Consider the following 26,704-nt stretch of genomic DNA (forward strand, 5'->3'; position numbering starts at 1 on the left):
GCAATCCTGGAAGGGAAGGGGAAGAAAAAATGGCGGATGTGGCAGTGTTTCAGCAAAACGGATTTCACGCCCGGTTTGATTGGGGGTATGAAGGGGTAAAAGCCTTGGCCCCCGTTTCCGACATCGTCGTGATCGTCGATGTGCTCTCGTTTACGACCTGTGTCGATGTGGTCCTCGCTCGGGGCGGAGTGGTGTATCCATATCGCTATCGGGATGCGTCCGCCTCGGAGTACGCAGCCAGCGTACAAGCCGTATTGGCCGGTAAACGCGGCGAGCCCATTTCGCTGTCTCCCGCTTCGCTCTCCGTGATTGACGAGGGGTGCCGGATCGTACTGCCGTCGCCCAACGGAGCCACGTGCTCCTTTTTGGCAAAGGACAGCGGCGCGATCGTGGTGGCCGGCAGTTTGCGCAATGCCTCGGCGGTGGCCCGGTTCATCCGAAATACAGGGGGCGTCGTCACGGTGATTGCCAGCGGAGAGCGGTGGCCGGACGGCAGCCTCCGTCCCGCATTTGAGGACATGGTTGCGGCGGGGGCGATCCTCGGCGAGCTTCGCGGATACCGGCTGTCACCGGAGGCCCGCCTGGCTGTCGCTGCCTTTGACGCCACCAAGCCGGAGCTGTACCCGCTGCTGTGTGAGTCTGCCTCGGGACGGGAGCTGATCGCGGCGGGATTTGCCGAGGATGTGGTGATCGCTTCCGCTTGGAATGCCAGTCAGACGGTTCCTGTGCTTAATCGGGAAGGGGCGTTTGTTCCCGGACGATAGTGGGGGAGGAAGCCATGCAGATGTTTTTTCATCCCCCTGCCGCCAAGCCGACGCGCAGGCAGCCGAGAACCGTCGGCAAGCAATCTTTGATGCTCTTCAAGAAACTCTCCTCTGAATTAAACAGTCGTTTAAAAGAACTCTTTCGTCTTCACTCGCGTAATCTCCTCAATCATGATGTCATGTCTGATCTACTCGGTCACGACGAGCACGAGCGCAGGGCCTCTCGTCTTGACCGCCCAAGCGGAAGAGGTATCACCTCCAACGATAGTGGTTATGCAGCTACCTACCCGTAAAGTTGCTGCACACTTGACTGTCAATCAACAACCGTATGTGCCTGATGGCAAAAGGTACCTCGTACTGGCTCCGTACCTGGAATGACGAGAAACTCAGATAACAAAAAGCGGTGTTTACAGGGATACGAATCGGGCCATGTGATTCTTTTGCCGGGGGTAATGTCCATACGAGATGGACTTGATCCATGCAGGTAGGTGTACTATAATTACAAACAATTTGATTGGTTAATAATAACAAAATATAAAAATTAACCCAAAAACAACTGTTTTCAATGGGAGAAATGAACAGCAAGCGGCAAACAAACTCAGACACATGGTGAGGGTGAATGGTCATCCAATGGAGGAGAGGGTACATTGAAAAAGATACTATCCAGTTTGCTGCTCTTTCTATTCGCGGTGTCTTTTCTGTTGGCTTTCGATCAAGCCTATCGGGATGAACTCGATCAACTGGAAAAGGCAGGAGAGGAGATTTCAAAGCCGTTTACGATTCCCAACTATGCCAATTTTGCTTCACCAGATGAGATGTACCCGATTTTACTCGAAGCGGCGCTGGAAACAAAGGTCAATCTCTTCCGTACACACATCGATTACAGTGAGGATGATGAAGTTCGCATTCACAAATACGTGCTGCTGACAGACAACACCCGGTTGTTTGATTCTTTTCGATTAAAAAGCGGCAGGTTCCTGACTGCGGAAGACACCCAGCAGGGCAATTCGTTTCTATCTACGGCAGAGTCCGGAGACAAGGATCAGGTGGGGCGGATCAAGAGTTTCGGAACCCATACCCTGTTCGAAATGAAACCGCTCCGGTTTGCTTATAAACACCTTCCCGTGGAAGGCCGGTATTTTGTGGAGGCATCTGAAGAACAATACCAGGAGTTTGTGGAACGGGTCATCAACAAGATCAAGGCTGCGAAACTGGTTGACCAGGGGACTCTGCTCACTCCTGTTGACTTCGATGGTCAATCGTCCAATTTTGGAAAAATGGAAATCGAGGATGATTTCTTCGCATATATCAGGTACGTGATGTTGATCATCACGATCTTTATGCTCATGTACTATATGTTTCACGAATCCAAGCGGATCGGCGTGATGAAAATGCACGGCCTGTCCAGCGTGCGCCTGTGGTACGTCATTGTCGGGAGATGGATTACCGGTGTATTTGCGCTGGCCGCGGTGATCTCCTTACTCGCGTCCTCACTCATAAAAGATACGACTGGTCAGTTTATGGGAAGCGTCTTCCTCTCGCAATTGACGAGTTATGTCATTGTCACGTTGACGTCAGTCATCGCCTATATCTTTTTGTCGAGAATAAAGATTGTCGACGTGATCAAAAACCGCAAGGAAACGAATGGCATCTTTGCATTGAACACGCTGTTCAAGACCGGATGCTCCCTCTTTCTCATCCTGGTCATCCTTTCCATCTGGAGCCAGTATCATGAGTTGCGCATCAAGCAGGAAAATCTGAAAAGCTGGGAGCGCAGCAAGGATTACGGTGTGTTCTATCCCGTAATGGTCGGGAACGATTTGGAGGATATAGAGAAAGGTGGGCACAAAATGACGGTAACGCAAGTCACGGCCCTTTATCCTCTACTCAACCGCATGGGAGCCGTATTCATCGATGCGGGGGACTATGAGCAAACATCGCTTCGTTTGAACAGTGGGTTTGACGGTATACGTACTATATCGGTAAATCCTAATTATCTGCGGGAGTTTCCCGTCTATAATGCACAAAATCATCCTGTGATGATTTCCGAGGATACGAGCGATTTGATTTTGCTTGTACCTGCAAAATATCGCAGCAATGAAAAAGATATTTTGGATTACATCAAGAAATCCAGAAAAAGTCGTGCGGAAGGGGATGAAAACCTGTTTCACGTGGAGATTCCTGATCGCGTACGGAATCAACCGTTGAAAATCATCTGGATCGCAAACGGGCAGAAAATATTCAGCTTCAATCCGGAAGTATTTCGCATGGAAAACAACATGATTGTCGATCCGATCATCCAGGTGGTCACCGAGAAAAACAGTCTCGTTGCAGACAAGGCAAACATGATGAGTGGTGGCGGGGGCAGCGATCCGTTGAAAGTGAAACTAATCAACAGAGACACCGAGCAGACGTTACAGGCGCTTGAACCTGAATTAAAAAGGCTGAAACTGGATGACAACCTGCCAAGCCTGATCACCGTCGAACAGTACGTGTTGGGGCAGATATACGAGCTGCAAAAGCAGAGGAACCAACTTTTGTTCATCAGCATCGGACTGGCAGCGGGATTATTGGTGCTTGTTGTGCAGAATTTGAGCATCTTTTTCAGCAAATACCAGCAAAGAATTATTGTTCGCCGATTGTTTGGGACGGGTTTCTTCCGAACGTACAAGGAGTATCTGTGGCTGTTGACAGCGACCTGGGTGATTCAGATTGGCATTTGTTTCCTGATGAACAACGGGCTGGCATCCCTTCTGTTGCAGGAGGCGGCGAGGGTTTTTGCCGTGGCGACATCCATCCACGAGGCCATGGGTTCCTCTGACATCAACGTGCTTGCAGCAGGCGTCGGGGTGGTGGCGGTGGAATTTGCAGCGTCTGTTCTTGCACTTTTCATCATCGAGCAACGGAACAAAGTGAACATTCTGAAAGGGGAGGGATAAACGGCATGAACACGGTATGCGAACTGGTGGATGTCAGCAAGCGCTATCAAGACCACGTGGTTCTTGACCAGATACATTTGCAGGTCTGCGAGGGGGAGATGCTCGCCATTACCGGGAAAAGCGGTTCCGGCAAGACAACCGTTCTCAATATCATGGGATTGCTGGAAAAGCCGAGCAGCGGTACTGTCAATCTGTTTGGCGAGAACAGCCCACGGATTGGTTCGGCTCAGGCAAACAAGCTTCTTCAGACCAGAATCGCTTATCTGTTCCAGAATTACGCATTGATCGATGATGCGACGGTGGACGAAAATCTTGAAATCCCGCTTCTCTATTCGAAGGCAGCGAGAAAGGAAAAGCAAAAGCGAAAAATGGATGCGCTTGAGAAGGTGGGGCTGGATATTCCGCTCAAGCAGAAAATATATGGTCTTTCAGGCGGGGAGCAGCAGCGGGTGGCAATCGCGAGAATCCTGTTAAAACCCTGCGAGCTCATCCTTGCCGATGAACCCACGGGCTCATTGGATGCCGACAACCGAAACGAAATCGTAAAGCTGCTGCAGGGACTCAATCAGGAAGGCAAAACCATCGTCATCGTTACGCACGATCCGTACGTTGCGGAAGCGTGTGACCGAATTGTTACACTGTCGTGAGGGTGCCTGCCCCCTTTGCAGGGACAGGATCAACAAGCCTTCGCGAATGAATCAGCCAGTTGCCGACATGCGAATCGGCCGCTGGCTGATTCGTTTGAGGTGCAACCGTCCCTGATTGTTCTTGCCCTGTGCTCCACAAATGATTGAACAATCACATATTTTTTACTTTTGATTTACGTCAAGCATATTGATTTACCAAATGTTTTTTTAGCTGATACAATTGTCTTCATGACAAAAACATATTACAATACAAGTACTTCAGCAGCGAAGCAGAAAGGAAATGATGAACAATTTTTCTCACTATTAGGAATGCTGAATAAAAAATGTGCAGTCAAGAAAAAACGGGTACCTGCCGCATCATCGCGGATGAAACGGAGGGTGTCCAGCAGCATTCCTGAAATGACAGCCGGTATTGGCAGAAAGGAAGAGGGAGCCAGAGTGGCAAACAAGGAATTGAAGCGGGGCCTGCAAGCGCGTCATATTCAGATGATCGCGTTGGGCGGAACAATTGGTGTTGGTTTATTCATGGGATCGGCGAGCACGATCAAATGGACAGGTCCGTCCGTGATGCTCGCGTATGCAATCGTCGGGCTTTTTATCTTTTTCATCATGCGCGCGATGGGGGAAATGTTGTACCTGGAACCCAGCACAGGTTCATTTGCGACGTTTGGCCACAAGTACATTCATCCCCTGGCAGGTTATGTGACGGCCTGGAGCAACTGGTTTCAGTGGGTCGTCGTCGGGATGTCGGAAATTATTGCCGTCGGGACTTACATGAAGTACTGGTTCCCGGATTTGCCCGCCTGGATACCGGGGTTGATCGCGATGCTGATTCTCGGAGCGGCGAACTTGTTCTCCGTGAAATCGTTTGGTGAATTTGAGTATTGGTTTGCCATGATCAAGATCGTCACCATCGTCTTGATGATCGTTGCCGGGTTTGGGCTGATCTTCTTCGGAATCGGCAACGGTGGAAACGCCATCGGATTATCGAACCTGTGGGAACACGGCGGCTTTTTTACGGGCGGCTGGACGGGCTTTTTCTTTGCGCTCTCGCTGGTGATCGGGGCTTATCAAGGTGTCGAGCTCATCGGGATTACGGCGGGTGAGGCAAAAGACCCCCGAAAAACGCTGACGAGTGCGATTCAAAGTATCATTTGGCGGATTCTGATCTTCTACATCGGCGCGATCTTTGTGATTGTAACCGTTTACCCGTGGGATCAACTGCAAACCATTGGCAGCCCGTTCGTGGCAACCTTCGCGAAAATCGGGATCACGGCCGCAGCGGGGTTCATTAACTTTGTCGTCATTACTGCCGCCATGTCTGGCTGCAACAGCGGCATTTACAGTGCGGGACGCATGCTGTACACGCTGGGAGTAAATGGACAGGCGCCGAAAATCTTTACGAAGCTGTCTCACAACGGCGTGCCGCTGCTCGGAACGATCGGCGTTCTTGTGGGGCTGGGCGTAGGCGTTGTCTTGAACTATCTGGCACCGGATAATCTGTTTGTGTATGTATACAGTGCCAGTGTGCTTCCCGGCATGGTTCCGTGGTTTGTGATTCTGATCAGTCAAATCCGATTCCGAAAGGCAAAAGGAGCCGAAATGGCTCATCATCCGTTCAAAATGCCTTTTGCGCCCGTGTCGAACTACGTTACGATTGCCTTTCTGATCATGGTGTTGGTCGGCATGTGGGTGAATGAAGAGACGCGCATCTCCCTTGTGGCGGGAATGGTCTTCCTGGGTATCGTCGTGATCAGTTATTTCGCATTTGGAGTGGGCAAGGCCAATTCGACGGAGAAGGGAACCAATAAGGAAATCGCGCATCAACGGATGAGCGGGTAAACGAGAAACAGAAATCGATCCACAAAGAGGGACATTGAGAAACGATGTCCCTATTTTTTATGTTCGAAATCATCATTTCCTTGAAACGGCTGCGCACCGGGGGCAGTCACTTGCGCACCTGTTTTTTCTATCGACGCCGAGTATGTTAAGATGGAAGGAAACAGGTAATTGGAGGACATTTGCGTGGAAAGCAAGGACGAGCGAAAGCCGAACCGATTGAGAAACGAGAAGTCTCCTTATTTGCTTCAGCATGCCTACAACCCCGTTGATTGGTATCCGTGGGGAGAAGAAGCGTTCAACAAAGCCAAACAGGAAGACAAACCCATCTTCCTCAGCATCGGCTACAGCACCTGCCACTGGTGTCACGTCATGGAACGCGAATCGTTTGAAGACGAAGAAGTGGCCGCGCTGCTGAACGAAAAGTTCGTCGCCATCAAGGTGGACCGGGAAGAGCGGCCGGATGTGGACCACATCTACATGACCGTCTGCCAGGCCATGACCGGACAGGGCGGATGGCCGCTGACGATTGTGATGACGCCGGAGAAAAAGCCGTTTTTTGCCGGGACGTATTTTCCCAAGTCGGCCAAGTGGGGACGGCCGGGCGTGATGGACATTCTGCGGCAGCTCTCCGAGATCTGGGAGAACGACCGGGGACGGATCGACCGCAGTGTGGACCACATTTACAACACGCTGGCGCCGCAGATGGCCCGGACCGATCCGGGGACGCTGAGCCGGGAGACCTTTGTGGAAGCGTTGGAGCTTTACAAACGGCAGTTTGACGACGTCTACGGGGGATTTGGCGACGCGCCCAAGTTTCCCACGCCGCACAACCTCATTTTCCTGCTGCGCCACGCCCAGGCGGCCGGCGAGGCGGACGCGCTGCACATGGCGGAAACCACGCTGGAGTGCATGCGCCGCGGCGGCATTTACGACCACGTGGGATTCGGATTCGCCCGCTACTCGGTGGATCGGGAGTGGCTGGTGCCGCACTTTGAAAAGATGCTCTACGACAACGCGCTTCTGGCCTACGCGTATCTGGAGGCGTACCAGGCCACCGGCAAGCACGACTACGCCCGCGTCGCCCGCGACATTTTCACCTACGTCCTGCGCGACATGACCGACCCGGACGGAGGGTTTTATTCGGCGGAAGACGCCGATTCGGAAGGAGAAGAAGGCAAATTTTACGTCTGGACGCCGTGGGAAGTCCGCGATGTGCTGGGGGATGAGCTGGGGCAGCTTTACTGCGACGCGTACGACATCACGGAGAGCGGCAATTTTGAAGGGCGCAGCATCCCCAATCTGATTCGGACCGATCTGGACTCGCTTGCCCGCCGCCGGGGGATGGCCGCCGAGGAATTGACACGGCTGTTGGAACAAGCCCGCCAGAAGCTGTTCGCTCGACGGGAACAGCGGGTGCATCCGGGGAAGGACGACAAGATTCTGACGTCCTGGAACGGCTTGATGATCGCGGCGCTGGCCAAAGGAGGGCTGGTGCTGGAGGAGCCCGAATATCTGCGGGCGGCGGAACGGGCTGTCGGGTTTATCGAGAGCAGGCTGCGCGACGCCAACGGCCGCCTGCTGGCCCGCTACCGCGACGGCGAGGCGGCGTATCTCGGCTACGTGGACGACTACGCCTTTCTCATCTGGGGGCTCACGGAACTGTTTGAGGCCGGACAGGATCCGCGGCACCTGCAGCGGGCGCTGGAGCTGGCCGATGATCTGCTCCGCCTGTTCTGGGATGAACAAAACGGCGGGCTGTTCTTCTACGGCAGCGACGGCGAACAGCTCATCGCCCGTCCCAAGGAAATTTACGACGGCGCGACCCCTTCCGGCAACGGCGTCGCCGCCTACACCTTCTTCCGGCTGTTCTACCTGACGGGCCGAAGCGATTTGCGCGACAAGGCGGAACGTCTGCTGACGTCGTTTGCGGGGAGCATCAACCACTATCCGATCGGGTACAGCTTTTCCCTCTTGGCGATGCAGCAGCTCCTGCATCCGGTGCGGCAGGTGGTGATCGCGGGCCCGAGAGGCGATGAGCGGACGCAGGCGTTTTTCAAGGAGACGCGCCGCGGCTACGCCCCCTTCACGTTGACCGTGCTGCACGATCCGACGGAAGGGCTGGGCGGCATTGCCGAGGCGGTCCGGGACAAACAGATGCAGGGGGGCGATGTGACGGCCTACATCTGTGAAAACTTTGCCTGCCGCGCGCCGCTCACCGATTGGGAACAGTTCCGGGCGGAGCTGGAGCAGACGCGCGCGTGAGGGATTGCTCCTAGAACACACGGCGGCCGCTGCCGCTGCCCGGCAGGCACAGGCGGGCCAGCGTGGCCAACCCCAGGTAGCCGAACAGCGGATACAGCACCATCAGCAGCTCGGAGTAGCCGATCAGACAGAGCGAGAAGCTGAAGCCGAACAGGAGCAGATAGAGGCGGGATTCGGGGACGTCAAACAGTTCCCGAAGCTGCTGGCCGATGCCGAACACGTTGGAGATCAGCGTGGTGAAAATTTCGGAGTACAGGACGAAGACGAAAAAGAGCTGCAGCCAATCGTTCCACTGCTCCGTGATGTAGATGATCGGGATGTCCATCAGGCGGACGTCATCCCAGTTGGCCAGCATGGCCGCATGAACGATCATCAGCATGAGACCCAGCCCGATGCCGCCGAGAATCGCCGCCCGCTTGAGCACGATCGTTTCCCGGATCGCATACCCGATGGGGATGAGGACGGATTGGGCCATGGCCAGATTAAACGACACGTACAGCACCGACTTCCACATGAAGCCGAGCGTGTTGGGAGGCGTGAGCGGGAGCGGCGATTCCGCGTGTCCGCTTGCCAGAATCAGCAGGGAAAAGAGCAGCATCGACGGAACGATGAGTGAGTTTACCGCCAGCAGCCGGTCCAGTCCGTGGCGGATGATGACAAACGCCAGGACCGCCGTTCCCGACGTCCCCAGGAGGTACGGGAGGTGAAACTGTTCTTCCAGGACGGAACCGGCTCCCGCCAGCATGACCGTGGTCACGCCCAGCAGAGTGAGGAACACGAGCAGATTGATCGCCCGGCCGAGGACAGGACCAAACAGCTTCTGATTGAACGAATCGTACGAGGGCGTCTGCATGCGCTGGGCCAGCCGCATCATGTTGTACCCCAGCCAGACGAACAGGGCGGTGGCGAGCAGGATGCCCAATGTGCCCCAATGGCCGTACGACGTAAAAAAGGCGAGGATTTCCTGACCGCTGGCAAAGCCGGCCCCGACAACCGTTCCGATGTAGGTGGCGGCCACCTGTACGCTTTTTTCCCACAGCTTCATACGTGTGCTGTCCATTCCTTTCGTAGAAAACGTGCTAGTACCAGTGTATGAGGCATGGCCCAAAACAGAAGAGCGAGATCGCCGCAGTCACAAAAGCGATCCGCCGGACGTCATATTTACGGTACGGCCAGAAAGGAGGGAGGGCGTGGCAGACGTTGCCCAGTTGTACACCACCTATAAACCGCTGCTGTTTTCCCTGGCTTACCGGATGGTGGGCACCATCACGGACGCGGAAGACATGGTGCAGGACACGTTTCTGTCGCTGGAGCGAACGCGGACGGACGAGATTCACAACATCAAGGCGTTTTTATGCAGGACCCTCACCAACAAATGCATCGACTTTCTGCGCAGGGCACGCAAACAGCGGGAAGTTTACGTGGGGCCGTGGCTCCCGGAGCCGCTTGTCCTCACAAGCGAGGAGGGGGACCCGGTTCATGAAGTGATGACGCATGACCGGCTGTCCATCGCGTGCCTGATGCTGATGGAATCGCTCTCGCCGACAGAGAGAGCGGTGTTTGTGCTGCGGGAGGTCCTGGCCTGCGACTACCGGGAAATCGCCGAGCTGGTGGGCAAGACGGAAGCCAACTGCCGCAAGATCTTCAGCCGGGTCAGACAAAAACTGTCCCACCGACTGCCGGATGAACCCATCGATTACGCGCAGCACAAACAGCTTGTGGAGCGGTTTCTCGCGGCGATGCGCGACGGCGATGCCGACACGCTGCTGGCGCTGCTCGCCGAAGAGGTTACGCTTTATTCGGACGGCGGCGGCAAAGTCCGGGCCGCGATTTTTCCGATATGCACCCGGGAGCGGGTGCTGGCGTTCCTTTTGGGGGTTGCCAAAAAAACGTCCGCCTTCCGGGCGGGCCGCATGGCCAATGTGAACGGCATGCCGGGTCTGCTGTGCGTTCGGGACAACCGCCTCTTTGCCGTCATGAGCTGCTCCGTTCGCTGCGGGAGGGTGGAAGCGATCTACCTGATCCTCAATCCGGAGAAGCTCCGGCACGTTTCCGCGATGGAGACGACATAAACAGAAGCCTCGCCGACCGGCTGAGGCTTCTTTCCGTTTTGCACGTATTCAGATCAGAAACATGGCCACCAGCGTGGTAACCAGCAGTCCGATCGCGACCGGGTATAGGTTGCGCCGCGCCAATTCGAACGGATCGACGCCGCAGATGGCGGCAGCCGGGAGCAGCGCCCACGGGATGATCGTTCCGCCGCCCACCCAGATGGCAGCGATTTGCCCGAGCGCGGTCAGCGTCGCCGCTCCGCTTCCCAGCGCGGTCGCAAACAGTTGGGCCAGGGAGCCGGCCAGCGTGATGCCGGAGAATCCCGATCCGTCCAGTCCGGTAATGACGCCGATTGCTGTCAGGGCGAGAGCGGCCACCTCCTTGCCGATCGGGATGGTGTTGGCGAGTGCAACGCCCAGATCGTTGACGATCCCATGGGAACCGTTCGGCAGCGTCTCGCCAAACACCTTGACGAATCCGCTGTCACCCATGTAGAAAAACGCGGCAATCGGTATGACGGGGCCAAACACCCGAAATCCGAACTGAAATCCCTGGATCAGGTGAGCGGTTACCTGTTCCAGACCGGCCTGTCTGTGGGCCAACAGAGTGACCGCGAGCAGGATCAAAAGAGCGGTGCCGCCGACCAGGGCGGTGGCGTCGCCTCCTTTCAGATCCAGCGCGAACATGGCCGCGACATCCAGCAGAAACAGCAGGGGAACCAGAGCCGCCAGCCCGTTTCGCAGCATGGGGGAGAGCCGGACGGAAGCGGTGTCGCGGGGCGCGGACGGGACGGCCGTTTCTTCCGGATCGACGCGGAGCGCTCCGCTTTTCATGTCTTTGTACAGGTACCAAAACGCGGTCAAGGTGGTGACCGTCCCCATCACGATGACCAGCGGCACGCTGGCGGCCATCACCTCGGCGACGGGAAGGCCGGCTGCCTTGGCGGTGAGCGTGGGCGCGCCCTGAATGACAAAGTCACCGGACAGGGCGATGCCGTGGCCGAACAGGTTCATCGCGACGGCTGCACCGACGGCGGGCAGCCCCACACGGAGAGCGACAGGCAGCATCACCGCGCCGATCAGCGCCACGGCCGGCGAAGGCCAAAAGAACCAGGACATGATCATCATGACGATACCGATCACCCAGTACGCCAGCGCCGGCGTCCGCACCAGCGAGGCCATCGGCCGGATCATCGTTTCGTTGATGCCGGTCTCGGTCAGCACGCGGCTCATCGCGACGATGATGCAGATGACCAGAATCGTCGGCAGCAGTTCCGTCATCGCGTACATGAAGCTGCCGAACACGCCCCCTACCGCCGCCGCAACCGAACCGGTAGCCGTTAGGCCGAGCGCGGCGATCCCCGTGATGCAGATGAGACTGGTATCGCGTCGGAGCACCATGGCGGCGACGATGCCGATCACGAACAGGACGTACCCCCCGTGGAGCCAGGACAGTTCAACACCCATGCCCATCCCTCCTTCTAGTGTGTCGGGCAAACCTCTCTTGTTCACACACTATGCGAGGGCACAGACATGGGTGAAAGCGGATCGTACGCTTACAATTTGCTGTAGTACAGCACGCGCCACACTTCCCACATCCAGTGATGGGTGACGTGGTCCAGCTCTTCCGTTCGGCTCAGAATTTTAAAAATCCGTTCCATCAGATGATCGTATTCTTCATCAGACAGTTGAAGCTGGGGCATGACTATCCTCCTTTTTGCATGTATTTCTCTTGATGGTTATTGTTGCCAACGCGCACCTTTCATCATACGCGGGTGCCGCCGCCTTCATGACCGGCCGCCGGACCCGGGAGAGCGCATTGGCTTGTGTACGCGGATCAGGATGTATACACTACAGGTAGAGAGTGCCAACCCATGACAATCGAATCTTGCACGAGGGGGGAACGGCGCAGCACGTCTGCCGTGACAGCACGATTGCGCCAGAGATGATGAACAGGACGATGCCATTGACACACAAGTTGGAACAAGCGGTCGAACTACTGGAGCGCCGTTTTCTCGAACGAAGCGAGCTGATCCGCCTGCTGCTCCTGGGCATCATGAGCGGAGAGAACGCCCTGCTGATCGGGCCGCCGGGTACGGCCAAATCGCAGATGGCCCGGGCCGTCGCCCAACTGTTCGGCTCCGAGCACTGGTTTGAATACCTGCTGACGCGGTTTACCACGCCCGACGAAATTTTCGGCCCCGTGTCGCTGCAGCAGTTGAAGCAGGACCAGTACGTGCGCAAGACGGCCGGCTACCTGCCGTCTGCCCAGTTCGCATTTCTCGACGAGATCTTTAAAGCCAACAGCGCGATCCTCAACTCCCTGCTCTCCATTCTGAACGAGCGGGTCTATTTCAACGGGAGGGAAAAAGAGGCGGTGCCGCTGCTGTTTCTGATGGCCGCGTCCAACGAGCTGCCGGACGAAGACGAACAGTTGACGGCGCTGTACGACCGCTTTCTCATCCGCTACGAGGTGAGCTACCTGCAGCACGCCTCCAGCTACGAAAAAATGTTTTCGCTGCCGAGCGAGCCGCTGCCGGTTGTCTTTTCCCTCCACGACGTGAAGGACATCCAGCGCGCAGCATCCCGGGTCAGCATCCCGGAATCGCTGATCTATTTCCTCTACCGCTTGAAGCAGGACATGGAGGAAAAGGAGTTCGTCCTCTCCGACCGGCGGTGGAGCAAGATCGCCCACGTCTGGAAAACGTCGGCCGCTCTTCACGGCCGCGAAAGCGTCTCGATCTGGGATACGGTGTTTACGCCGCACATGCTCTGGGACGTGCCGGAAGATCTGCCCGTATTGCGGGAGCTGTTTGACCAGCGCTTCACCGAACAGTTGAAAGCGGACATGGAGCACGACTTGCCGCTTCGCCGCTGCAGGCAGACCGCCGAAAAGTGGATGGAAAAGGAAGCGGATCTGCACGCGTTTCAGTTCAAGAAAGAGATCGGGGCCAAACTGGGAAAAGAAGCCGCCGAGCGCTACCGCTCGCTCCTCGACGAATGCCGGCTGGAGCTGGAAGAGACAGGCCGCGATCTGCGCAACCGCCTGCTTCAGTGGCAGCAGCGGGAGCAGGACCTGACCGCGTACGTGCGGGAGAAAAACCGACTGCTGCCCAACCCGGAGAAATACACGGTCAAATACGCCCATCTGCGCATCGAGGGTGAGCGGATCCTGCAGATGCTGCAGGGCGTCTACCGAACGGTATTTGACCGGGAACTTCCCGGTACCGATTACGACTACACGCTGTAGGAAGGCAGGATGCAACCGCATGATCATTCGTGCCAGTCGGGTCGACCGCTACTTGTTTGATGCGTACCAGTACTCGTCGCGCACGGCGCGCGAATGGATGGAAGAAGCCAAAGCGCGGGCGCCGTGGTTCGACCGCGAACTGTTGGCCGATTTTTTCCTGGCGTTTTATCTCGTCCATCCCGAAATTGACCAGACACAGGCGGCGCCGCCGTTCCACCGCTGGATGGTGCAGACGCTGATGAAACAGTATTTTTACCGGATGATCCACCCGCGGACGGCAGGCCAGGAGAGCGCCGCCTTCAAGACGGCCATCAAGGCGCTCATGTGGCTGACGGCGTCGTTCGCGGAGGAGGTCAAACGCCGGGAGCGGGAACAGCGGCTGACTCCCTTGGTCGCCGGGCTTCAGCAGAAGCAGGGGCACGAGGGCAGGGAACAGGCCCAATTGTCCGAACTGTTGACGGAAAAACAGGCGGCCAGGCTTCAGTTGATCGGCTACACGCTGCAGCAGGGCAAGCGCGTGGTGGAGGACAAACAGGAGGCGATGGACACCCGGCCGCTGGTGGAAGCGGAGATCCGCTCCCTCAAAGCGCGCATTCAGGAACTGCGGGAAGCGATGCGGGTGAATGTTACCAAGCGCCCCAAGCTGCAGCAAAAAGTCAAAAAGCTGGAGGACGAGCTGGCCCAGCGGGAAAAACAGCGCGAGCGGCTGTCCAGGCAGGAACGGGAGGCCGTGGCCCAGATGGAACAGGAGCTGGGGCAGTGGCTGGACCGCTCGCTGAAAGAGACGCTGTCGCTGGAATCGGACGACACGTTGTTCGTCCATGAGCTGCTTACGGCCAGCCAGCGCTTCGCCAACCGCCGCTGGGGGCACGAGTTGGGCAAGCTCCGGCGCCAGAGCTTGGAACAATATATGAAGTGGCTGGAAAAGTTGAAACGGCATCCGGACCTGGTTGACTTCCTTAAAGAGGTGGGGCGCAACGTCCATCACGTCCGGGTGAAAAAGAAGCAGATGCGCTCGCGGCGGCTGCCGGAAGAATACTACGACCTGAGGCAGTCGGGCGACATCGCCCACATGCTGCCGAGCGAAGCCGGCCTGTTGGCCGATCCGGATTACGAGACGTATTTTCTGCTCAAGTGGGTGGAGCAGAAGCTGATGACGTACGACACCGTCGGATGGCTGGAGGAACCGCCCAAAGGTCCCGTGATCTGCATGCTGGACACCTCGCATTCGATGCGGGGGAGCAAACTGCGCCTGGCCCAGCTCTTTGTGATGACGTTCGCCGCGCTCAGTCTCCTGGAAAAACGAGACTTTCTGCTGCTGCTGTTCGGCGCAAAAGGGGAGCTTCGCGAACAGGCCCTGTACCACCGGCGGCCGGACTGGCCCGCGTTTTACACGCTGGCGCAGATGGCCTTCGGAGGCGGGACGCACTTCGACGCGCCGATGAAGCGGGCCATCCAAATCGTGGAAGAGAACCGGCAGTTTCGCGGGGCTGACTTCGTCATGGTGACGGATGGAGTAGGCGGCCTTTCCCTGTACGTGCGGGAGATGCTGGCCGATCTGGCCAAGCGCAAACAGGTGCGGCTGCACAGTCTCATCGTCGGCTCGGCCCGCCAGCACCTGGTCCAGAAGTACGACATTCTGGGCGTCTCCCACCAGGTCCGCTTTGCCGCGACATGGGACTGCCAGGAAGAGGAGAACACCCGCTTGCTTCTCGATGTGTTTGAGGAACGGAATCGTTCGTGAAGAACCGCCGCCCTACACGCACAAAAAAATCCCGGACGCCTTGTCAAAAGGGCCGGGATTTTTTGCGTTCGTATTGAGGCTGCGATCGCGCAGGGAGGTTTCTCGCTTTGTCCGGCCGCTCCACCGTCCTGGCAGACCGGCTCTGCCGCGTCTCAGCTTACCCTGCTGACCAGCGTGCGTCCAAACTCCAGTTCGGCAAACTTATCCCGAACCCGCTCCCGATCGTATTCCCATCGCGCTGCTTCCAGCGAAAAGTCGATCGGCGCGTCGCGGAAAATCGTCGCCAGTTTTTTGCTCAGATAGACCTGCTCGCGGTGTTCTTCCAGTTTGGCGCGCAGCTTGGGCGTGCATGCGTCCAGACTGGCGTACAGTCCGTCCAGGGAGCCGTGGGCGGCAATCAGCCTGACCGCCGTCTTTTCGCCGATCCCCGGACAACCGGGAATGCAGTCGGAGGCGTCGCCCATCAGCGCCTTCACGTCGACGACCTGTTCCGGTCTGATCCCGCGGACGGCCAGCAGGCTGGCGGGCGTGTAGTGTTCGTGCTTGCCGCCGTTTTTCAGGATTTTCACGCTGACCTGATCGGACAAAAGCTGCAGGCTGTCGTAATCGCCGGTCGCGATGACCACCTGATGTCCCTCGGCCGCGAGACGCGCGCTGACCGTGCCGAGAATGTCGTCTCCTTCATAGCCCGGGCAGCCCAGATTCGGGACGGAAAATGCGTCGGTCACCTCCTTGACCAGCTCAAACTGGGGAACCAGCTCCTCAGGCGGCGCCACCCGGTTGGACTTGTACCCGTCGTACCACTGGCTGCGGATCAGGGTTTCCCGCGCAGCCACATCCCAGCCGATGGCGACATGGGTGGGGCGCACCAGGTCGGCGTAGTCCAGCATCATTTTCGTAAACCCGTAGACAGCGTTTGTATAAACGCCTTGCGAGGTCTGCCGATACCCGCCCGCCCAGGCGGAGGCGTAAAAGGCGCGAAACAAAAAACTCATGCCGTCAATGAGCAGTACTTTGCAGGGTTGATTCACAAAAACGCGACTCCTCTCGTGTCCAACTGTCACGACTCATTATAGCACAAAGCGGCCGGCCGACCTTGACAGATTTTACATCGCCGGACACTGCATGGATGCGTTCGGCGGAGGGATGATAGTAACACGAGAGAGCCGGAGACGCTTTCTTCCCAACGCCTCTCGGTCTCATCGGAGAGAAGCGGCTTCGCTGACGGTTCAACCCCGTCCCGGGAGAAAACACGCTTAAAGGAGGAATCACACGTGGCAAACAACACTGGTGGATCCAACAACCTGGTAGTTCCTCAAGCAAACGCGGCGCTTGACCAACTGAAGTACGAGATCGCTGCTGAATTCGGCGTAAACCTGGGCGCTGACACCACCTCCCGTCAAAACGGTTCCGTAGGTGGAGAAATCACCAAGCGTCTGGTAAGCTTTGCTGAACAACAACTGGCCGGCCGCGGCTAACACCCGGTCAAAAGGAAATAACTGGATGAAAAAGGCCCCGGACAGGGGCCTTTTCTTTTTGTGCGTTTGGTGCACACGCCCTTTCTTTGCCTCCCGGTGTAAACACACAATCACATTCGGGGACTAGTCATATGGTGTAGGGAACAGGCAAATAAACCATGGCTGACGAAAAAGGAGTGACGTCCGGGGATGAAAAAGAAAGAAGTAAAGCGCCTGCTGCGGGAAAATCCCGATTTCGAGGCGTGGCTGATGCAGGACGATTCCCGCATCTCCAGTATCCGCGCCAATCCGGAGACGGCAGGTGAGCTGTTCAGGCGCTGGAACGACCGAAAAAAAGGGAAGATTGACTTTGGCACCATCTCGCAGAAGACAAAACGGGCCAGCGAGATGCTGACGAACATGACGTCCATCATGGAGATGATGGCCGATTACAACAAAAAACAGGTGGAGCAGGAACCCTAGGAAGGCTGGTTGGCTAGCCTTCTTTTTTCTTTTTCCTTTCCCGTAGTCTTTTGGTATACTGGAAAATGGGAGGGAATGCGTGATGATTCAAGCGCTCGCCAATCTACTGGTCGTTGCCGCTCTGGTTGCTGCCGCGGGGACAAGCTCCTTCGGCAAGGAAGCGGCGACCGCCGTTCAAGCTGCGGTTCAACATCCCTACCTGTCCGTAGCGCCCGCGAAGACACACCCGGGCGACGCCGTGCTGATCCGGAGCAGCCGTGTGCAATCAGTCACGGTGTTGGGAAAAACCTACCGGCTGATTCCTTCCCATGGAGCGTATGTCCGGTTTATTCCCATTCCCTTTGACGCGAAGCCGGGCACGTACGCGGTGCTGTCGGCGGACAAGCAGCGTCTCGCCAGCCTGACGATCGCACCCAAGACCTTTGCCGTCGACAAGCTTACCGTCAGCAAACAGCTGAACCAGATGCGGCAAAACACGGAACGGATCGACGCCGACCAGAAAAAGATAAACGCGGCCCGCTCCCGCTCCGCCCAGACGCCGTATTTTACCGATACGTTTCTCATGCCTGCCCAAGGCCGTTTGACGACGCCGTTCGGCTATCAGCGCGTCGTCAACGGGAAAGCGGCGAACCGCCATGCCGCCATTGACATCGCCAACAAAACGGGAACGCCCATCGCGGCCAGCAACAACGGCAAGGTGGTGCTGGCCGAATCCCTCTATTTGACAGGAAACACGATTATCATCGACCACGGCCTCAACGTGTTTTCGATCTACGCCCACCTGTCCAGGCTGGACGTGAAAACAGGGGACATGGTCAAACGCGGCCAGATCATCGGCCGCATGGGGAGCACCGGTTTTTCCACCGGTCCCCATCTGCACTACGGCATGCTGATCGGCAACACGTATGTCAACCCGCAGCCGTTTTTGGAGGCATCGCCTTTCCTCTGGGAGTGACATGGAGGTGAATTTGCATGAACACAGCGCACGTCCCCAACAAAGTGCTGAACAACCTCGTTCATTTTCTGGCGCCGTACGAACAGGCTGTCGATGAACTCAAGCTGAAATTGAAAGGCATCAAGTACGGCTTTTTGAAAAGCGGCCGCTATTCACCCATCGAGTTCGTCGTCGGGCGGGTGAAAAAGGTGGACAGCCTGATCAAGAAAGCCCAGGAAAGAGGCATCGATTTTCATCAGGACACCTGGCAGGAGAGAGTGGCCAGGGAGATCACCGATATCGCCGGACTGCGCGTCGTCTGCCGGTACATCGACGACGTGCGTGAAGTCCAGCAGCTTTTGCAGGAGAGGGAAGACATCGAAGTCCACGACATCAAGGACTACATCGCGACGCCCAAGGAATCCGGATACCGCAGCATCCACATGATCGTTTCCTACACGGTGTACCACGGGAGCGAGAAAATCACCCTGTTCTGCGAAATTCAGATTCGTACGTTAGGCATGAACTTTTGGGCGACGAACGAACACGAGCTGCGTTACAAATACGCCGGGAACATCCCGGAAAACGTGCTGCAGCAGCTCCACGAGGCGTCCGTGATCACACACCAGTTGGACGTCTTGATGAACAGCCTGCGCCAGGAGATTTTGACACCGCCTGAAGTGGACACGTCGCTGGAGGAGAAACTGGAAGAAATCTTCTCGCTGTACGTAAAACAGGATTACGAATCGGCGGCGGCGTTGTACCGCGAACATGTGAGCGGATTTGAACAGGCGTTTCAGGACAATCCGAAATTTAAAATGATCCATGATCTGCTGGGCAAGCGTTTGGGCTAGCCGAGCAAGGGCGTGCTGATGCCCGCAAGTACCAAGAAAGGAACCGACAACCATGCGTCTACTGCTTACGTACCTGCTCGTTGCGGCCTGCGTCCTGTGCAATCTCGGCGTTCGGCCCGCATCCGCCCGGGGGGAGGACAATCTGACACCCAGCGGCATTTACGGGGAGTCTGCCATCCTGATCGACGCAGCAACGGGTCAGGTACTGTTTGAAAAAAATCCACATCTTCGCCTGTATCCGGCGAGCATCACCAAAATCGCCACCGGTATCTACGCGATTGAGAACGGCAATCCGGACGATCTTGTAACCGTCTCCAAAAACGCGCGCAACGAAGAAGGCACCCGCGTGTACCTGGGGGAAGGGGAGCAGGTGACCCTGCGCAAGCTGGAGTACGGATTGCTGATGAATTCCGGCAACGACGCGGCGACCGCCATCGCGGAGCATTTGGGCGGCAGCGTTCAGCATTTCGCCGACCAATTGAACACATACCTACAGGAAAAGGTGGGTGTCACCGAGACCCATTTCACGAACGCCCACGGCCTGCACGATCCCAATCACTACACGACCGCAGCCGACATGGCCAAAATCGCCCAATATGCGATGAAAAACCCGACCTTCCGCGAGATCGTGGCCACCGTCCGCCTGCCGTGGGACGGCCGCGAGTGGAAGACGGTGCTGATCAATCACAACAAACTGCTCCGCAATTACGAAGGAGCGACCGGGATCAAGAACGGTTTTACCGACCAGGCCATGCACACGCTGGTGGGTTCGGCCAAGCGCGGAGAAACGGAACTGATCGCCGTGACGATGAAAGCGGGGTCCAGCGCGTATGCGTACAAGGACGTGACCGCCATGCTGGACTACGGGTTTGCCCACTTTGAGACCAGGCAGGTGGCTTCTGCCGGCCAGACATTTGGACAGGCTGTTGCGGCCAACGGCGGTACACCGGCGGTCACCTACCAGGCGGAAACCGATCTGTACGCCACAGTCCCCAAAGGGACGGAGCCGCAAACGGAGCTGACTGCCGACGGCCAGCTTCTGGTCAGGGCGGGGGAGCTGACCCAGACACTGCCGTTACTGCGAAAAGAACCCCCCCGCGCCGCCGCCCTTGCTGCTCCCGCAAAAAAGGAGACGGCAGCGGCTTCCGCAGCGCCGCGATACGCGATTTTCTTTGCCTGGCTGCTGTTAAACCTGTTTTTGTTCGGCCTGACCGTCGCGCGATCCCGCCGGCGCCGCCGGGAGAGACTCCGGCATCTGCCGCGCCGCGCGCATTGGTCCTGATGATGGACGTCCCGACCGGGGCGTCCTCTTTTTTGTATGGAATGCCGCTTCCCGACAAACACTGAGCGTGATGGTATGTTGGGAAGAAAAGAGGGAACTCGTCATGATTGACATCATTTGCACGATCGGACCGGCCAGCCGGGATGTGGAGATGCTGAAGCGGCTGGCGGCCAGCGGCATGACGATCGCCCGGTTGAACATGTCTCACGGAGATCACCGTTCTCACCAAGCCGCGATCCGCAACATCCGTCAGGCGGGAAGCGAGCTCGGGCGGAAAATCAGGCTGTTGGGCGACCTGCAGGGACCGAAGATCAGGCTGGGAGAAGTAAACGGCGAGGTCGTGCTGAACGCGGGTGAACCCTTCATCCTGCACATGCAGCCGACGGTCGGCAGCCAGCACGAGGCCAGCGTCGATTACCCCGGTCTGGTCGACGACGTCAAGCCGGGGGCGCGGATTCACATCAACGACGGGGAGGTCAAGCTGCTCGTGCAGCAGGTGACCAAAGATTCGCTGCTGACCCGGGTGATCGTCGGCGGTCCCATCTCCAGCCACAAGGGCATCAACGTGCCGGGGACCCCTCTCCGCCTGCCGCCGCTGACCGGGAAGGACAAGGACGACCTGCGCTTTTTGCTGATGGAAAAAGTGGATTACGTCGCCTGTTCGTTCATACGCGACGGAAGGCAGATGGACGAGATTCGCGCCTTTGCGGGAGTGGCGCGCGGACACGCGCCGTCGTTTGTGGCCAAGCTGGAAACAATAGACGCCCTGCGTCACTTCAACGCCATCGCGGACGCGGCAGACGGGGTGATGATCGCCCGCGGCGACCTGGGCGTGGAGGTTCCGTTCGAGTGGGTGCCGCTGCTGCAAAAAGCGATCATCCGGGAATGCCGGCGCAAGGGTATTTACTGCATCACGGCTACCCACATGCTGCAGTCGATGACGGAGCATCCCGTGCCCACCCGAGCGGAGGTCACCGACATTTTTCAAGCCGTGCTGGACGGCACCAACGCCGTGATGCTTTCCGCGGAGAGCGCAAGCGGCGCCTATCCGGCGGAAAGTACGGACACGCTGGCAACAGTGGCCGCCTTTGCCGAAAGGGTGGCGTCCGATCAACCGTTTGACTGGGACGACATCCTGCACCTTCTTTCCGCGCAGGGACAAACGGGGCTGTGACAACAGCCGTGTCCATCAGCGTTTCCCCGGCGTATCGTAGGAAGAGATTCTATTTTCCTGCAAAGGGGGAAACGCGATGGACAGCGCGACATGCCCTGCACCTGAAGTGTCCGTGATTATCCCGGCCCGAAACGAAGCCAGGCGAATCGGCCGCGTCATCCAAGAGGCACGGCGGGTGTCCCCCTTGACGGAAGTCATTGTCGTCTGCAACGGTGTGACGGATCACACAACCAAACTGGCGCTGGAAAACGGAGCCAGGGTGATCGAAGCGGCTCCCTCTCTCGGTCACGACGTCGGTCGTGCCGTTGGAGCCTTTTTTGCCAGAGGGGACGTGATGTTGTTCATCGACGCGGATTTTCTGGTGCCGGCCTTCAAACTTCGCCGGTACGTGGACGAAGTGAAAAAGGGATGGGATGTGGTGCTCAACGCCTATTCCGGCTATCAATCCAAGCGGAGCATCAACCCCACGTCTCTCGCCAAACGGCTGTTGAATCACATCGTGGGGCGGCCCGATCTGGTCGGCAGCTCCCTGACCACCGTCCCGCACGCCATGAGCCGGCTGGCGGCCGAGCGGATCGGCTTCGAGGAACTGGCCGTCCCGCCCAAGGCACAGGTCAAGGCCGTGCTGCAGGGACTGACCATCACGAGAGTCTGCCCGATCAACACTGCGCGGCTGAACGATCCGCGCATCGGGCGAAAAGATAGAGTCGTTGATCTCGTGTTGGGCGATCACGCGGAAGCCATCGCCGCCTATCTGAGAGAAAAGGGGGAGCGGGCAGGCTTTTTCGATCAGGAACGAAACCGGGATCTGCTGCTGTTTCCTCCGCAACAGCACCTGCGGACCGTGTACAGGCAGGAAACGATTCGGGCGACAGGGGGGAGTTGGCGTGATGGTGGAAAAGCCAAGCAAAAGACTCGGCACAAAACCGGGCCCAAAACGCGTCGTCCGCGCTAGACCATGTGCCGGGCAGCGGCTAACGCCCCAACAGTTGGCGAGGAACAGCCGGATGCTGTCGGTGATCATCCCGGTCAGCAACGAGGAAAAGAAAATCGGAGCGGTGCTGCGGCAGGTGGAACGCCTGCGGCCCAAGGAAATCATCGTGATCGTCAACGGCTGCCACGACCATACGCTGGAGGTGGTCCGCAGCCATCCGGTCACCTGTGTGGTCTATCCGTTTGTGTTGGGACACGACGTCGGGAGGGCCGTCGGCGCAGGGGAAGCCAGCGGAGAGGTCCTGCTGTTTGCAGACGGCGACATCGTCGTGCCTGCAGAGACGCTGCAGTCGTTTGCAAACGCCTGCTATCGGGGGGCGGACATCGCGCTGAACAACGCCAATCCGTTCTTCCGCCAGTCAGCCAGGCTGGACGCGGTCGCGATGGCGACATCCTATCTCAACCAGATGCTGTCCCGCCCCGATCTGCACTGCTCGTCCCTGAGCACCGTACCGCATGCGATGAAACAGAGCGCCGCTGCGGCGCTTGGCTACGAGAGCCTGATGGTTCCGCCGAAAGCGCTGGCGATGGCCATCACCAACGGTCTGGTCGTCGTTCAGGCGGAGAGCGTCAACGTGTTTCGCCGGAAACCTTCCCCCCGCATTCAGGAACTGATCCTGGGCGATCACCTCGAAGCGATCCAGTACGTGCAACGCGTGAAGAAGTCAGACCGGATGTACTTTGCCGACCAGTTCCGGCGGCGGGACGTGTTTTTGCACGTGGAGAAGGCGCGGTTCGTCAGCGACCGGCATGTCATACTTCCGTTCGGGCCGTAAGGAAAACGGTTCGTGTGCCGAAAACACCGTTGTCATCTCACCAGGGTGGCAGCGGTGTTTTGAGCGCGAAACGGCCGTCGTCAGGCCTGGATGGGGTAGAGTGGTCGGACAAGCTTTGCGATTCGGTTCGTTTGTAGTACGATTACTTCGTAGGACATTATGGAGAAGAAAAGGGGCAGATGTTTCATGAGCATTCATATCGGAGCAAAGGTGAACGAGATTGCGGAAACCATCCTGTTGCCAGGCGACCCGCTGCGGGCCAAATACATCGCGGAAACGTTCCTCGAAGATGCCGTGTGCTACAACAACGTCCGCGGCATGCTGGGCTTTACCGGTACATATAAAGGAAAGCGGGTGTCCGTACAGGGGACCGGCATGGGCGTGCCGTCCATCTCCATCTACATCCACGAGCTGATGGAGGAGTACGGCGTGCAAAACCTGATCCGCGTCGGGACCTGCGGCGCCATCCAGGAAGACATCAAGGTGCGCGACGTGATTATCGCCATGGCGGCGTCCACCGATTCGCAGGCGAACCGGCTGCGCTTCCAGCAGATCGATTTTGCGCCGACGGCCAATTTTGACCTGCTGCACAAGGCGTACCAGGCCGCCGTTTACCGCAATCTGCCCGTGAAAGTAGGCAATGTGTTCACCAGCGACACGTTCTATCAGGAAAGCCTGGACCTGTACAAAAAACTGGCCAGCTATCAGGTGCTGGCGGTGGAAATGGAGACGGCCGCCCTCTACACGCTGGCCGCCAAATTCAACCGCAATGCCCTGTCCATCCTGACCGTCAGCGACCACATCCTCACCGGCGAAGCGACCTCCGCCGAAGAACGGCAGACTACGTTCAACGCGATGATCGAAGTGGCTCTGGATGCGGCGCTGCTGCGGTAACATGCGGTAACAATCGAAAAAAACCTACATCCGCAGGCATATTTGTCTGCGGATGATTTTTTGGGAAAACATCATCATCGTGCACCGAATACCGGGGGTTGAGGATCGGTTTTCTTTGAGTCCGATAATATATATTATGTAAACTTATAAAACAATTCGAATTTCGTTACAGGCTGGTGGTTCAATGGGATCTTGTCTAGCGGCACAAACATACTGGCATTCCGCGACAAGACAAATTTTACATTCGTTTTGCGAAGCGAACATACTGACAATCAGGTGGAACATGCATGTTATAACCAGCCTTGTTAAAGGAAAATTAAAGTCTTTAGACTAATGTCTGGCGTCGCCAGATTCCTAACCATCACGACTAGCGACACAAAAATTCTTGCCTGATTGCCGGTGGTCCAATAAGAAAAAACGCCGGCAGCCGGTCAATAATCATATTCGATCCATCTTTATATTCATCTTTGGACATTTCACCATCTCTCATACAGATGAATGTACCAGATATATAAATATTATAAATATATAAGATAATAAGGTTGCAGGAGGCATTATTTTCTCGGTGGAGGATGGGCTGACGAGGTTACTATTGTTTTTTATTTCAGTTCATGAAATGGCTGTTTTATGAACTGAAATTTTTATTCATCCCTAATTCGTTCGATTTGTGAGTTTGGACTACTACCATCTGATACCAAAGGTCATGTTACATTGCTTCCATGCGTATCCATTGGTGCGTCTTCCCAATCCTCCTCCAAGTCCGGCGGTACGCCCTTGTCGGTACGGACCATTTTCATCCAGCAAAAACTGCAGGCGTCCTTCCGCTTCCGGCAAACTGTAAATGGTCCTCCATCTTCTGCGCCAGGGACGGATCGTGGAGCATTTGCACGTATTTCTCCCGATTCGCCTCAAATTTCTCGTCAATCAGATGAGATTCACTCCCTTTTGCTTCCTGTTTTTCGCCAGCGTCCAAACGCTTGGAATCCCGTACTCCATCGTCGAGTTAAACACATACACAGCATAACCCGTCACCGCGCGCAGACGTTCGATCATCAACCGTAATAAATGTCTTTCTAGCAAGATGCCTATGTCATTTTGGGTAATAGCTGCTTAACCCACCCGCTCAGAGAACACAACAAAAAAACCGCCGAGCAGGCGGTCTCATCCGATGGACTTCCTTGTTCGGGGAACACTGATATCTTCTATTCATGCCCCGTGTCTTCATTACGGAATTAAAACAACCTTGCCTGTTGTCTGACGCCCTTCCAGCAGTTCATGAGCTCTTTTCGCTTCCGTTAACGGCACTCTTTCTCCAATGATCACTTGCAATTTCCTCTCCTCCACGTAGTCAAGCAGCTGCTTCACACTCTCCCTGTACAAGACCGGATTTTGAAAAATGCGCGGCAGCCAGAATCCCACTACGCTCGTATTCCGATGCATAAGTACAGAAGGATCAAACAGGGTTGTTTCTGCGCCCGCTCTGCCGTAATAGACAAGTCGCCCGAACGTTGCCAGGCATGTTACACTTTTCGCAAAATGTTCTCCCCCTACCATTTCCAACACGATATCGACACCTCTGCCTCTTGTCAGCTCCATCACCTGATCGTTCCAATTCGACTCCGAATAATTCACCCCGGCATCGGCTCCCAGTGAACGAGCCAGTTCCAATTTGTCCGAACGGCTTGCCGCAGCGATCACGTGCCCCGCTCCCATCAGTTTCGCCAACTGAACAGCCAGCGTCCCGACTCCTCCTGCTGCCGCGTGAACCAATACGGAATCCCCTTGAACCAACTGCCCTGACGTCTTCAAGACATGGTAGGCGGTCAGCCCCTGAAGCAACAAGGCAGCTGCCTGGTCAAAATCCACTCCATCCGGTATGGGATGAATCTGATGTTCAGGAAGAGCCACATACTCTGCATAGCATCCGTTTTCGGTCAAGGCGACGACGCGGTCCCCCACCTTGTATTGGGTTACCTCAGGGGAAACCTCTGCAATGACACCGGCAACTTCCGAACCGGGGATGTAAGGGAGCGGGGTTTTCGCCAAATATTGATTGCGGCGGCGCATTGTGTCCGCAAAGTTTACTCCTGCCGCTTTGACTTGTACCAACACTGTCCCTGGTTTCCCTGTCGGAACGGGAACATCGACTGTTTGCAATACATCGGGACTTCCATACGCACGAAATTGAATGGCTTTCATCCGTTTTCATCCCCCTGTATGAAGATACGTGATTCCTCCGCCCTTGTGAGCCCGACCAACCGGGGCAAAAAGTAGTCATCCCCGCGTCAGGACGTAACCCTCGTCTGATGTACCCGGCAGTCACTCTCGCACGATCGGACATGAAGCGCAAATCGCATG

At 56.7% G+C, this 26,704-nt stretch carries 23 protein-coding genes and 1 pseudogene; 18 read left to right on the plus strand and 6 right to left on the minus strand.

Features of this window, described 5'->3' with window-relative positions; translation table 11 throughout:
• Window positions 1–29 precede the first annotated feature (29 nt).
• The 6 genes from A6764_RS12190 (at window position 30) to A6764_RS12215 (ending at window position 8,454) form a co-directional block, all read left to right on the plus strand.
• Window positions 30–764, plus strand: coding sequence for a 2-phosphosulfolactate phosphatase (locus tag A6764_RS12190; RefSeq protein ID WP_065066390.1), 735 nt, complete (start codon window positions 30–32; stop codon window positions 762–764).
• A 14-nt stretch (window positions 765–778) separates the two neighbouring features.
• A complete protein-coding gene (locus tag A6764_RS12195; RefSeq protein ID WP_065066389.1) occupies window positions 779–1,057 on the plus strand; it encodes a hypothetical protein in 279 nt (92 codons plus the stop codon).
• A 354-nt stretch (window positions 1,058–1,411) separates the two neighbouring features.
• Window positions 1,412–3,703: a bacteriocin-associated integral membrane family protein gene (locus tag A6764_RS12200; protein ID WP_065066388.1), complete on the plus strand. Its 2,292-nt coding sequence runs from the start codon at window positions 1,412–1,414 to the stop codon at window positions 3,701–3,703.
• Window positions 3,704–3,708: 5 nt separating this feature from the next.
• Window positions 3,709–4,350: an ABC transporter ATP-binding protein gene (locus A6764_RS12205; RefSeq protein ID WP_065066387.1), complete on the plus strand. Its 642-nt coding sequence runs from the start codon at window positions 3,709–3,711 to the stop codon at window positions 4,348–4,350.
• A 438-nt stretch (window positions 4,351–4,788) separates the two neighbouring features.
• Window positions 4,789–6,192, plus strand: coding sequence for an amino acid permease (locus tag A6764_RS12210; RefSeq protein WP_065066386.1), 1,404 nt, complete (start codon window positions 4,789–4,791; stop codon window positions 6,190–6,192).
• A 183-nt stretch (window positions 6,193–6,375) separates the two neighbouring features.
• Window positions 6,376–8,454 (plus strand): thioredoxin domain-containing protein, encoded by a 2,079-nt coding sequence (locus A6764_RS12215; RefSeq protein WP_065066397.1) that lies wholly within the window; start codon window positions 6,376–6,378, stop codon window positions 8,452–8,454.
• A gap of 10 nt (window positions 8,455–8,464) precedes the next feature.
• On the opposite strand, the gene A6764_RS12220 is transcribed toward A6764_RS12215, so the two are convergent.
• Complete coding sequence (locus A6764_RS12220) at window positions 8,465–9,499, minus strand: YkvI family membrane protein (RefSeq protein WP_065066385.1); 1,035 nt, start codon at window positions 9,497–9,499, stop codon at window positions 8,465–8,467.
• A 145-nt stretch (window positions 9,500–9,644) separates the two neighbouring features.
• Between A6764_RS12220 and A6764_RS12225 the strand changes: the two genes are divergently transcribed.
• Window positions 9,645–10,526, plus strand: coding sequence for an RNA polymerase sigma-70 factor (locus tag A6764_RS12225; RefSeq protein ID WP_065066384.1), 882 nt, complete (start codon window positions 9,645–9,647; stop codon window positions 10,524–10,526).
• Between the two features lie 48 nt (window positions 10,527–10,574).
• On the opposite strand, the gene A6764_RS12230 is transcribed toward A6764_RS12225, so the two are convergent.
• Both A6764_RS12230 and A6764_RS12235 read right to left on the minus strand, forming a co-directional pair.
• Window positions 10,575–11,972: a hypothetical protein gene (locus tag A6764_RS12230; RefSeq protein WP_065066383.1), complete on the minus strand. Its 1,398-nt coding sequence runs from the start codon at window positions 11,970–11,972 to the stop codon at window positions 10,575–10,577.
• An 89-nt stretch (window positions 11,973–12,061) separates the two neighbouring features.
• Window positions 12,062–12,208, minus strand: coding sequence for a hypothetical protein (locus tag A6764_RS12235; RefSeq protein ID WP_162836714.1), 147 nt, complete (start codon window positions 12,206–12,208; stop codon window positions 12,062–12,064).
• Window positions 12,209–12,453: 245 nt separating this feature from the next.
• On the opposite strand from A6764_RS12235, the gene A6764_RS12240 reads away from it, so the two are divergent.
• Both A6764_RS12240 and A6764_RS12245 read left to right on the plus strand, forming a co-directional pair.
• Window positions 12,454–13,755 (plus strand): AAA family ATPase, encoded by a 1,302-nt coding sequence (locus tag A6764_RS12240; protein WP_044897622.1) that lies wholly within the window; start codon window positions 12,454–12,456, stop codon window positions 13,753–13,755.
• A 19-nt stretch (window positions 13,756–13,774) separates the two neighbouring features.
• Window positions 13,775–15,499 carry a hypothetical protein gene (locus A6764_RS12245; protein WP_065066382.1) on the plus strand — a complete coding sequence of 575 codons (1,725 nt, stop codon included), beginning with the start codon at window positions 13,775–13,777 and terminating at the stop codon, window positions 15,497–15,499.
• Between the two features lie 152 nt (window positions 15,500–15,651).
• Here A6764_RS12245 and A6764_RS12250 read toward each other — a convergent pair whose 3' ends face one another.
• Window positions 15,652–16,530: a 5'-3' exonuclease gene (locus tag A6764_RS12250; protein ID WP_065066381.1), complete on the minus strand. Its 879-nt coding sequence runs from the start codon at window positions 16,528–16,530 to the stop codon at window positions 15,652–15,654.
• A 243-nt stretch (window positions 16,531–16,773) separates the two neighbouring features.
• Between A6764_RS12250 and A6764_RS12255 the strand changes: the two genes are divergently transcribed.
• The 9 genes from A6764_RS12255 to deoD all read left to right on the plus strand — a co-directional run bounded on the left by A6764_RS12255 (window position 16,774) and on the right by deoD (window position 24,346).
• Complete coding sequence (locus A6764_RS12255; RefSeq protein ID WP_029099213.1) at window positions 16,774–16,977, plus strand: alpha/beta-type small acid-soluble spore protein; 204 nt, start codon at window positions 16,774–16,776, stop codon at window positions 16,975–16,977.
• A 189-nt stretch (window positions 16,978–17,166) separates the two neighbouring features.
• The gene (locus A6764_RS12260) at window positions 17,167–17,439 is read left to right on the plus strand and encodes a hypothetical protein (protein WP_065066380.1); all 273 of its coding nucleotides are present in this window, start codon (window positions 17,167–17,169) and stop codon (window positions 17,437–17,439) included.
• 82 nt (window positions 17,440–17,521) lie between these two features.
• Window positions 17,522–18,394, plus strand: coding sequence for a M23 family metallopeptidase (locus tag A6764_RS12265; protein WP_065066379.1), 873 nt, complete (start codon window positions 17,522–17,524; stop codon window positions 18,392–18,394).
• Window positions 18,395–18,411: 17 nt separating this feature from the next.
• Window positions 18,412–19,227, plus strand: a complete 816-nt coding sequence (locus tag A6764_RS12270; RefSeq protein ID WP_029099216.1) for a GTP pyrophosphokinase — start codon at window positions 18,412–18,414, stop codon at window positions 19,225–19,227.
• Between the two features lie 52 nt (window positions 19,228–19,279).
• Complete coding sequence (locus A6764_RS12275; protein ID WP_029099217.1) at window positions 19,280–20,509, plus strand: D-alanyl-D-alanine carboxypeptidase family protein; 1,230 nt, start codon at window positions 19,280–19,282, stop codon at window positions 20,507–20,509.
• A gap of 103 nt (window positions 20,510–20,612) precedes the next feature.
• On the plus strand, window positions 20,613–21,683 hold the full coding sequence (gene pyk, locus A6764_RS12280) for a pyruvate kinase (protein ID WP_255309592.1): 1,071 nt from the start codon (window positions 20,613–20,615) through the stop codon (window positions 21,681–21,683).
• Between the two features lie 76 nt (window positions 21,684–21,759).
• Entirely contained in the window at window positions 21,760–22,638 is an 879-nt protein-coding gene (locus tag A6764_RS12285) for a glycosyltransferase family 2 protein (RefSeq protein ID WP_065066377.1), read from the plus strand.
• A 52-nt stretch (window positions 22,639–22,690) separates the two neighbouring features.
• Entirely contained in the window at window positions 22,691–23,452 is a 762-nt protein-coding gene (locus A6764_RS12290; protein ID WP_065066376.1) for a glycosyltransferase, read from the plus strand.
• Between the two features lie 186 nt (window positions 23,453–23,638).
• Window positions 23,639–24,346, plus strand: a complete 708-nt coding sequence (deoD, locus tag A6764_RS12295; protein ID WP_065066375.1) for a purine-nucleoside phosphorylase — start codon at window positions 23,639–23,641, stop codon at window positions 24,344–24,346.
• 777 nt (window positions 24,347–25,123) lie between these two features.
• On the opposite strand, the pseudogene A6764_RS12300 reads toward deoD, so the two are convergent.
• A pseudogene (locus A6764_RS12300) lies at window positions 25,124–25,408 on the minus strand (bacteriocin biosynthesis protein SagD); the annotation flags it as partial.
• Between the two features lie 162 nt (window positions 25,409–25,570).
• Window positions 25,571–26,545, minus strand: a complete 975-nt coding sequence (locus A6764_RS12305; protein WP_065066373.1) for a quinone oxidoreductase family protein — start codon at window positions 26,543–26,545, stop codon at window positions 25,571–25,573.
• Window positions 26,546–26,704 lie beyond the last annotated feature (159 nt).

Source organism: Brevibacillus sp. WF146 (assembly GCF_001673705.2).
Lineage (GTDB): Bacteria > Bacillota > Bacilli > Brevibacillales > Brevibacillaceae > Brevibacillus > Brevibacillus thermoruber.

Bases quoted from the DNA above. Each gene is read 5' to 3' on its own strand.
- A6764_RS12235 (WP_162836714.1), bottom strand. From the start codon at position 12,208: ATGCCCCAGCTTCAACTGTCTGATGAAGAATACGATCATCTGATGGAA.
- A6764_RS12220 (WP_065066385.1), bottom strand. From the start codon at position 9,499: ATGAAGCTGTGGGAAAAAAGCGTACAGGTGGCCGCCACCTACATCGGA.
- A6764_RS12190 (WP_065066390.1), top strand. From the start codon at position 30: ATGGCGGATGTGGCAGTGTTTCAGCAAAACGGATTTCACGCCCGGTTT.
- A6764_RS12260 (WP_065066380.1), top strand. From the start codon at position 17,167: ATGAAAAAGAAAGAAGTAAAGCGCCTGCTGCGGGAAAATCCCGATTTC.
- pyk (WP_255309592.1), top strand. From the start codon at position 20,613: ATGATTGACATCATTTGCACGATCGGACCGGCCAGCCGGGATGTGGAG.
- A6764_RS12205 (WP_065066387.1), top strand. From the start codon at position 3,709: ATGAACACGGTATGCGAACTGGTGGATGTCAGCAAGCGCTATCAAGAC.
- A6764_RS12195 (WP_065066389.1), top strand. From the start codon at position 779: ATGCAGATGTTTTTTCATCCCCCTGCCGCCAAGCCGACGCGCAGGCAG.
- A6764_RS12265 (WP_065066379.1), top strand. From the start codon at position 17,522: ATGATTCAAGCGCTCGCCAATCTACTGGTCGTTGCCGCTCTGGTTGCT.
- A6764_RS12230 (WP_065066383.1), bottom strand. From the start codon at position 11,972: ATGGGTGTTGAACTGTCCTGGCTCCACGGGGGGTACGTCCTGTTCGTG.
- A6764_RS12245 (WP_065066382.1), top strand. From the start codon at position 13,775: ATGATCATTCGTGCCAGTCGGGTCGACCGCTACTTGTTTGATGCGTAC.
- A6764_RS12270 (WP_029099216.1), top strand. From the start codon at position 18,412: ATGAACACAGCGCACGTCCCCAACAAAGTGCTGAACAACCTCGTTCAT.
- A6764_RS12305 (WP_065066373.1), bottom strand. From the start codon at position 26,545: ATGAAAGCCATTCAATTTCGTGCGTATGGAAGTCCCGATGTATTGCAA.
- A6764_RS12290 (WP_065066376.1), top strand. From the start codon at position 22,691: ATGCTGTCGGTGATCATCCCGGTCAGCAACGAGGAAAAGAAAATCGGA.
- deoD (WP_065066375.1), top strand. From the start codon at position 23,639: ATGAGCATTCATATCGGAGCAAAGGTGAACGAGATTGCGGAAACCATC.
- A6764_RS12285 (WP_065066377.1), top strand. From the start codon at position 21,760: ATGGACAGCGCGACATGCCCTGCACCTGAAGTGTCCGTGATTATCCCG.
- A6764_RS12275 (WP_029099217.1), top strand. From the start codon at position 19,280: ATGCGTCTACTGCTTACGTACCTGCTCGTTGCGGCCTGCGTCCTGTGC.
- A6764_RS12240 (WP_044897622.1), top strand. From the start codon at position 12,454: ATGAACAGGACGATGCCATTGACACACAAGTTGGAACAAGCGGTCGAA.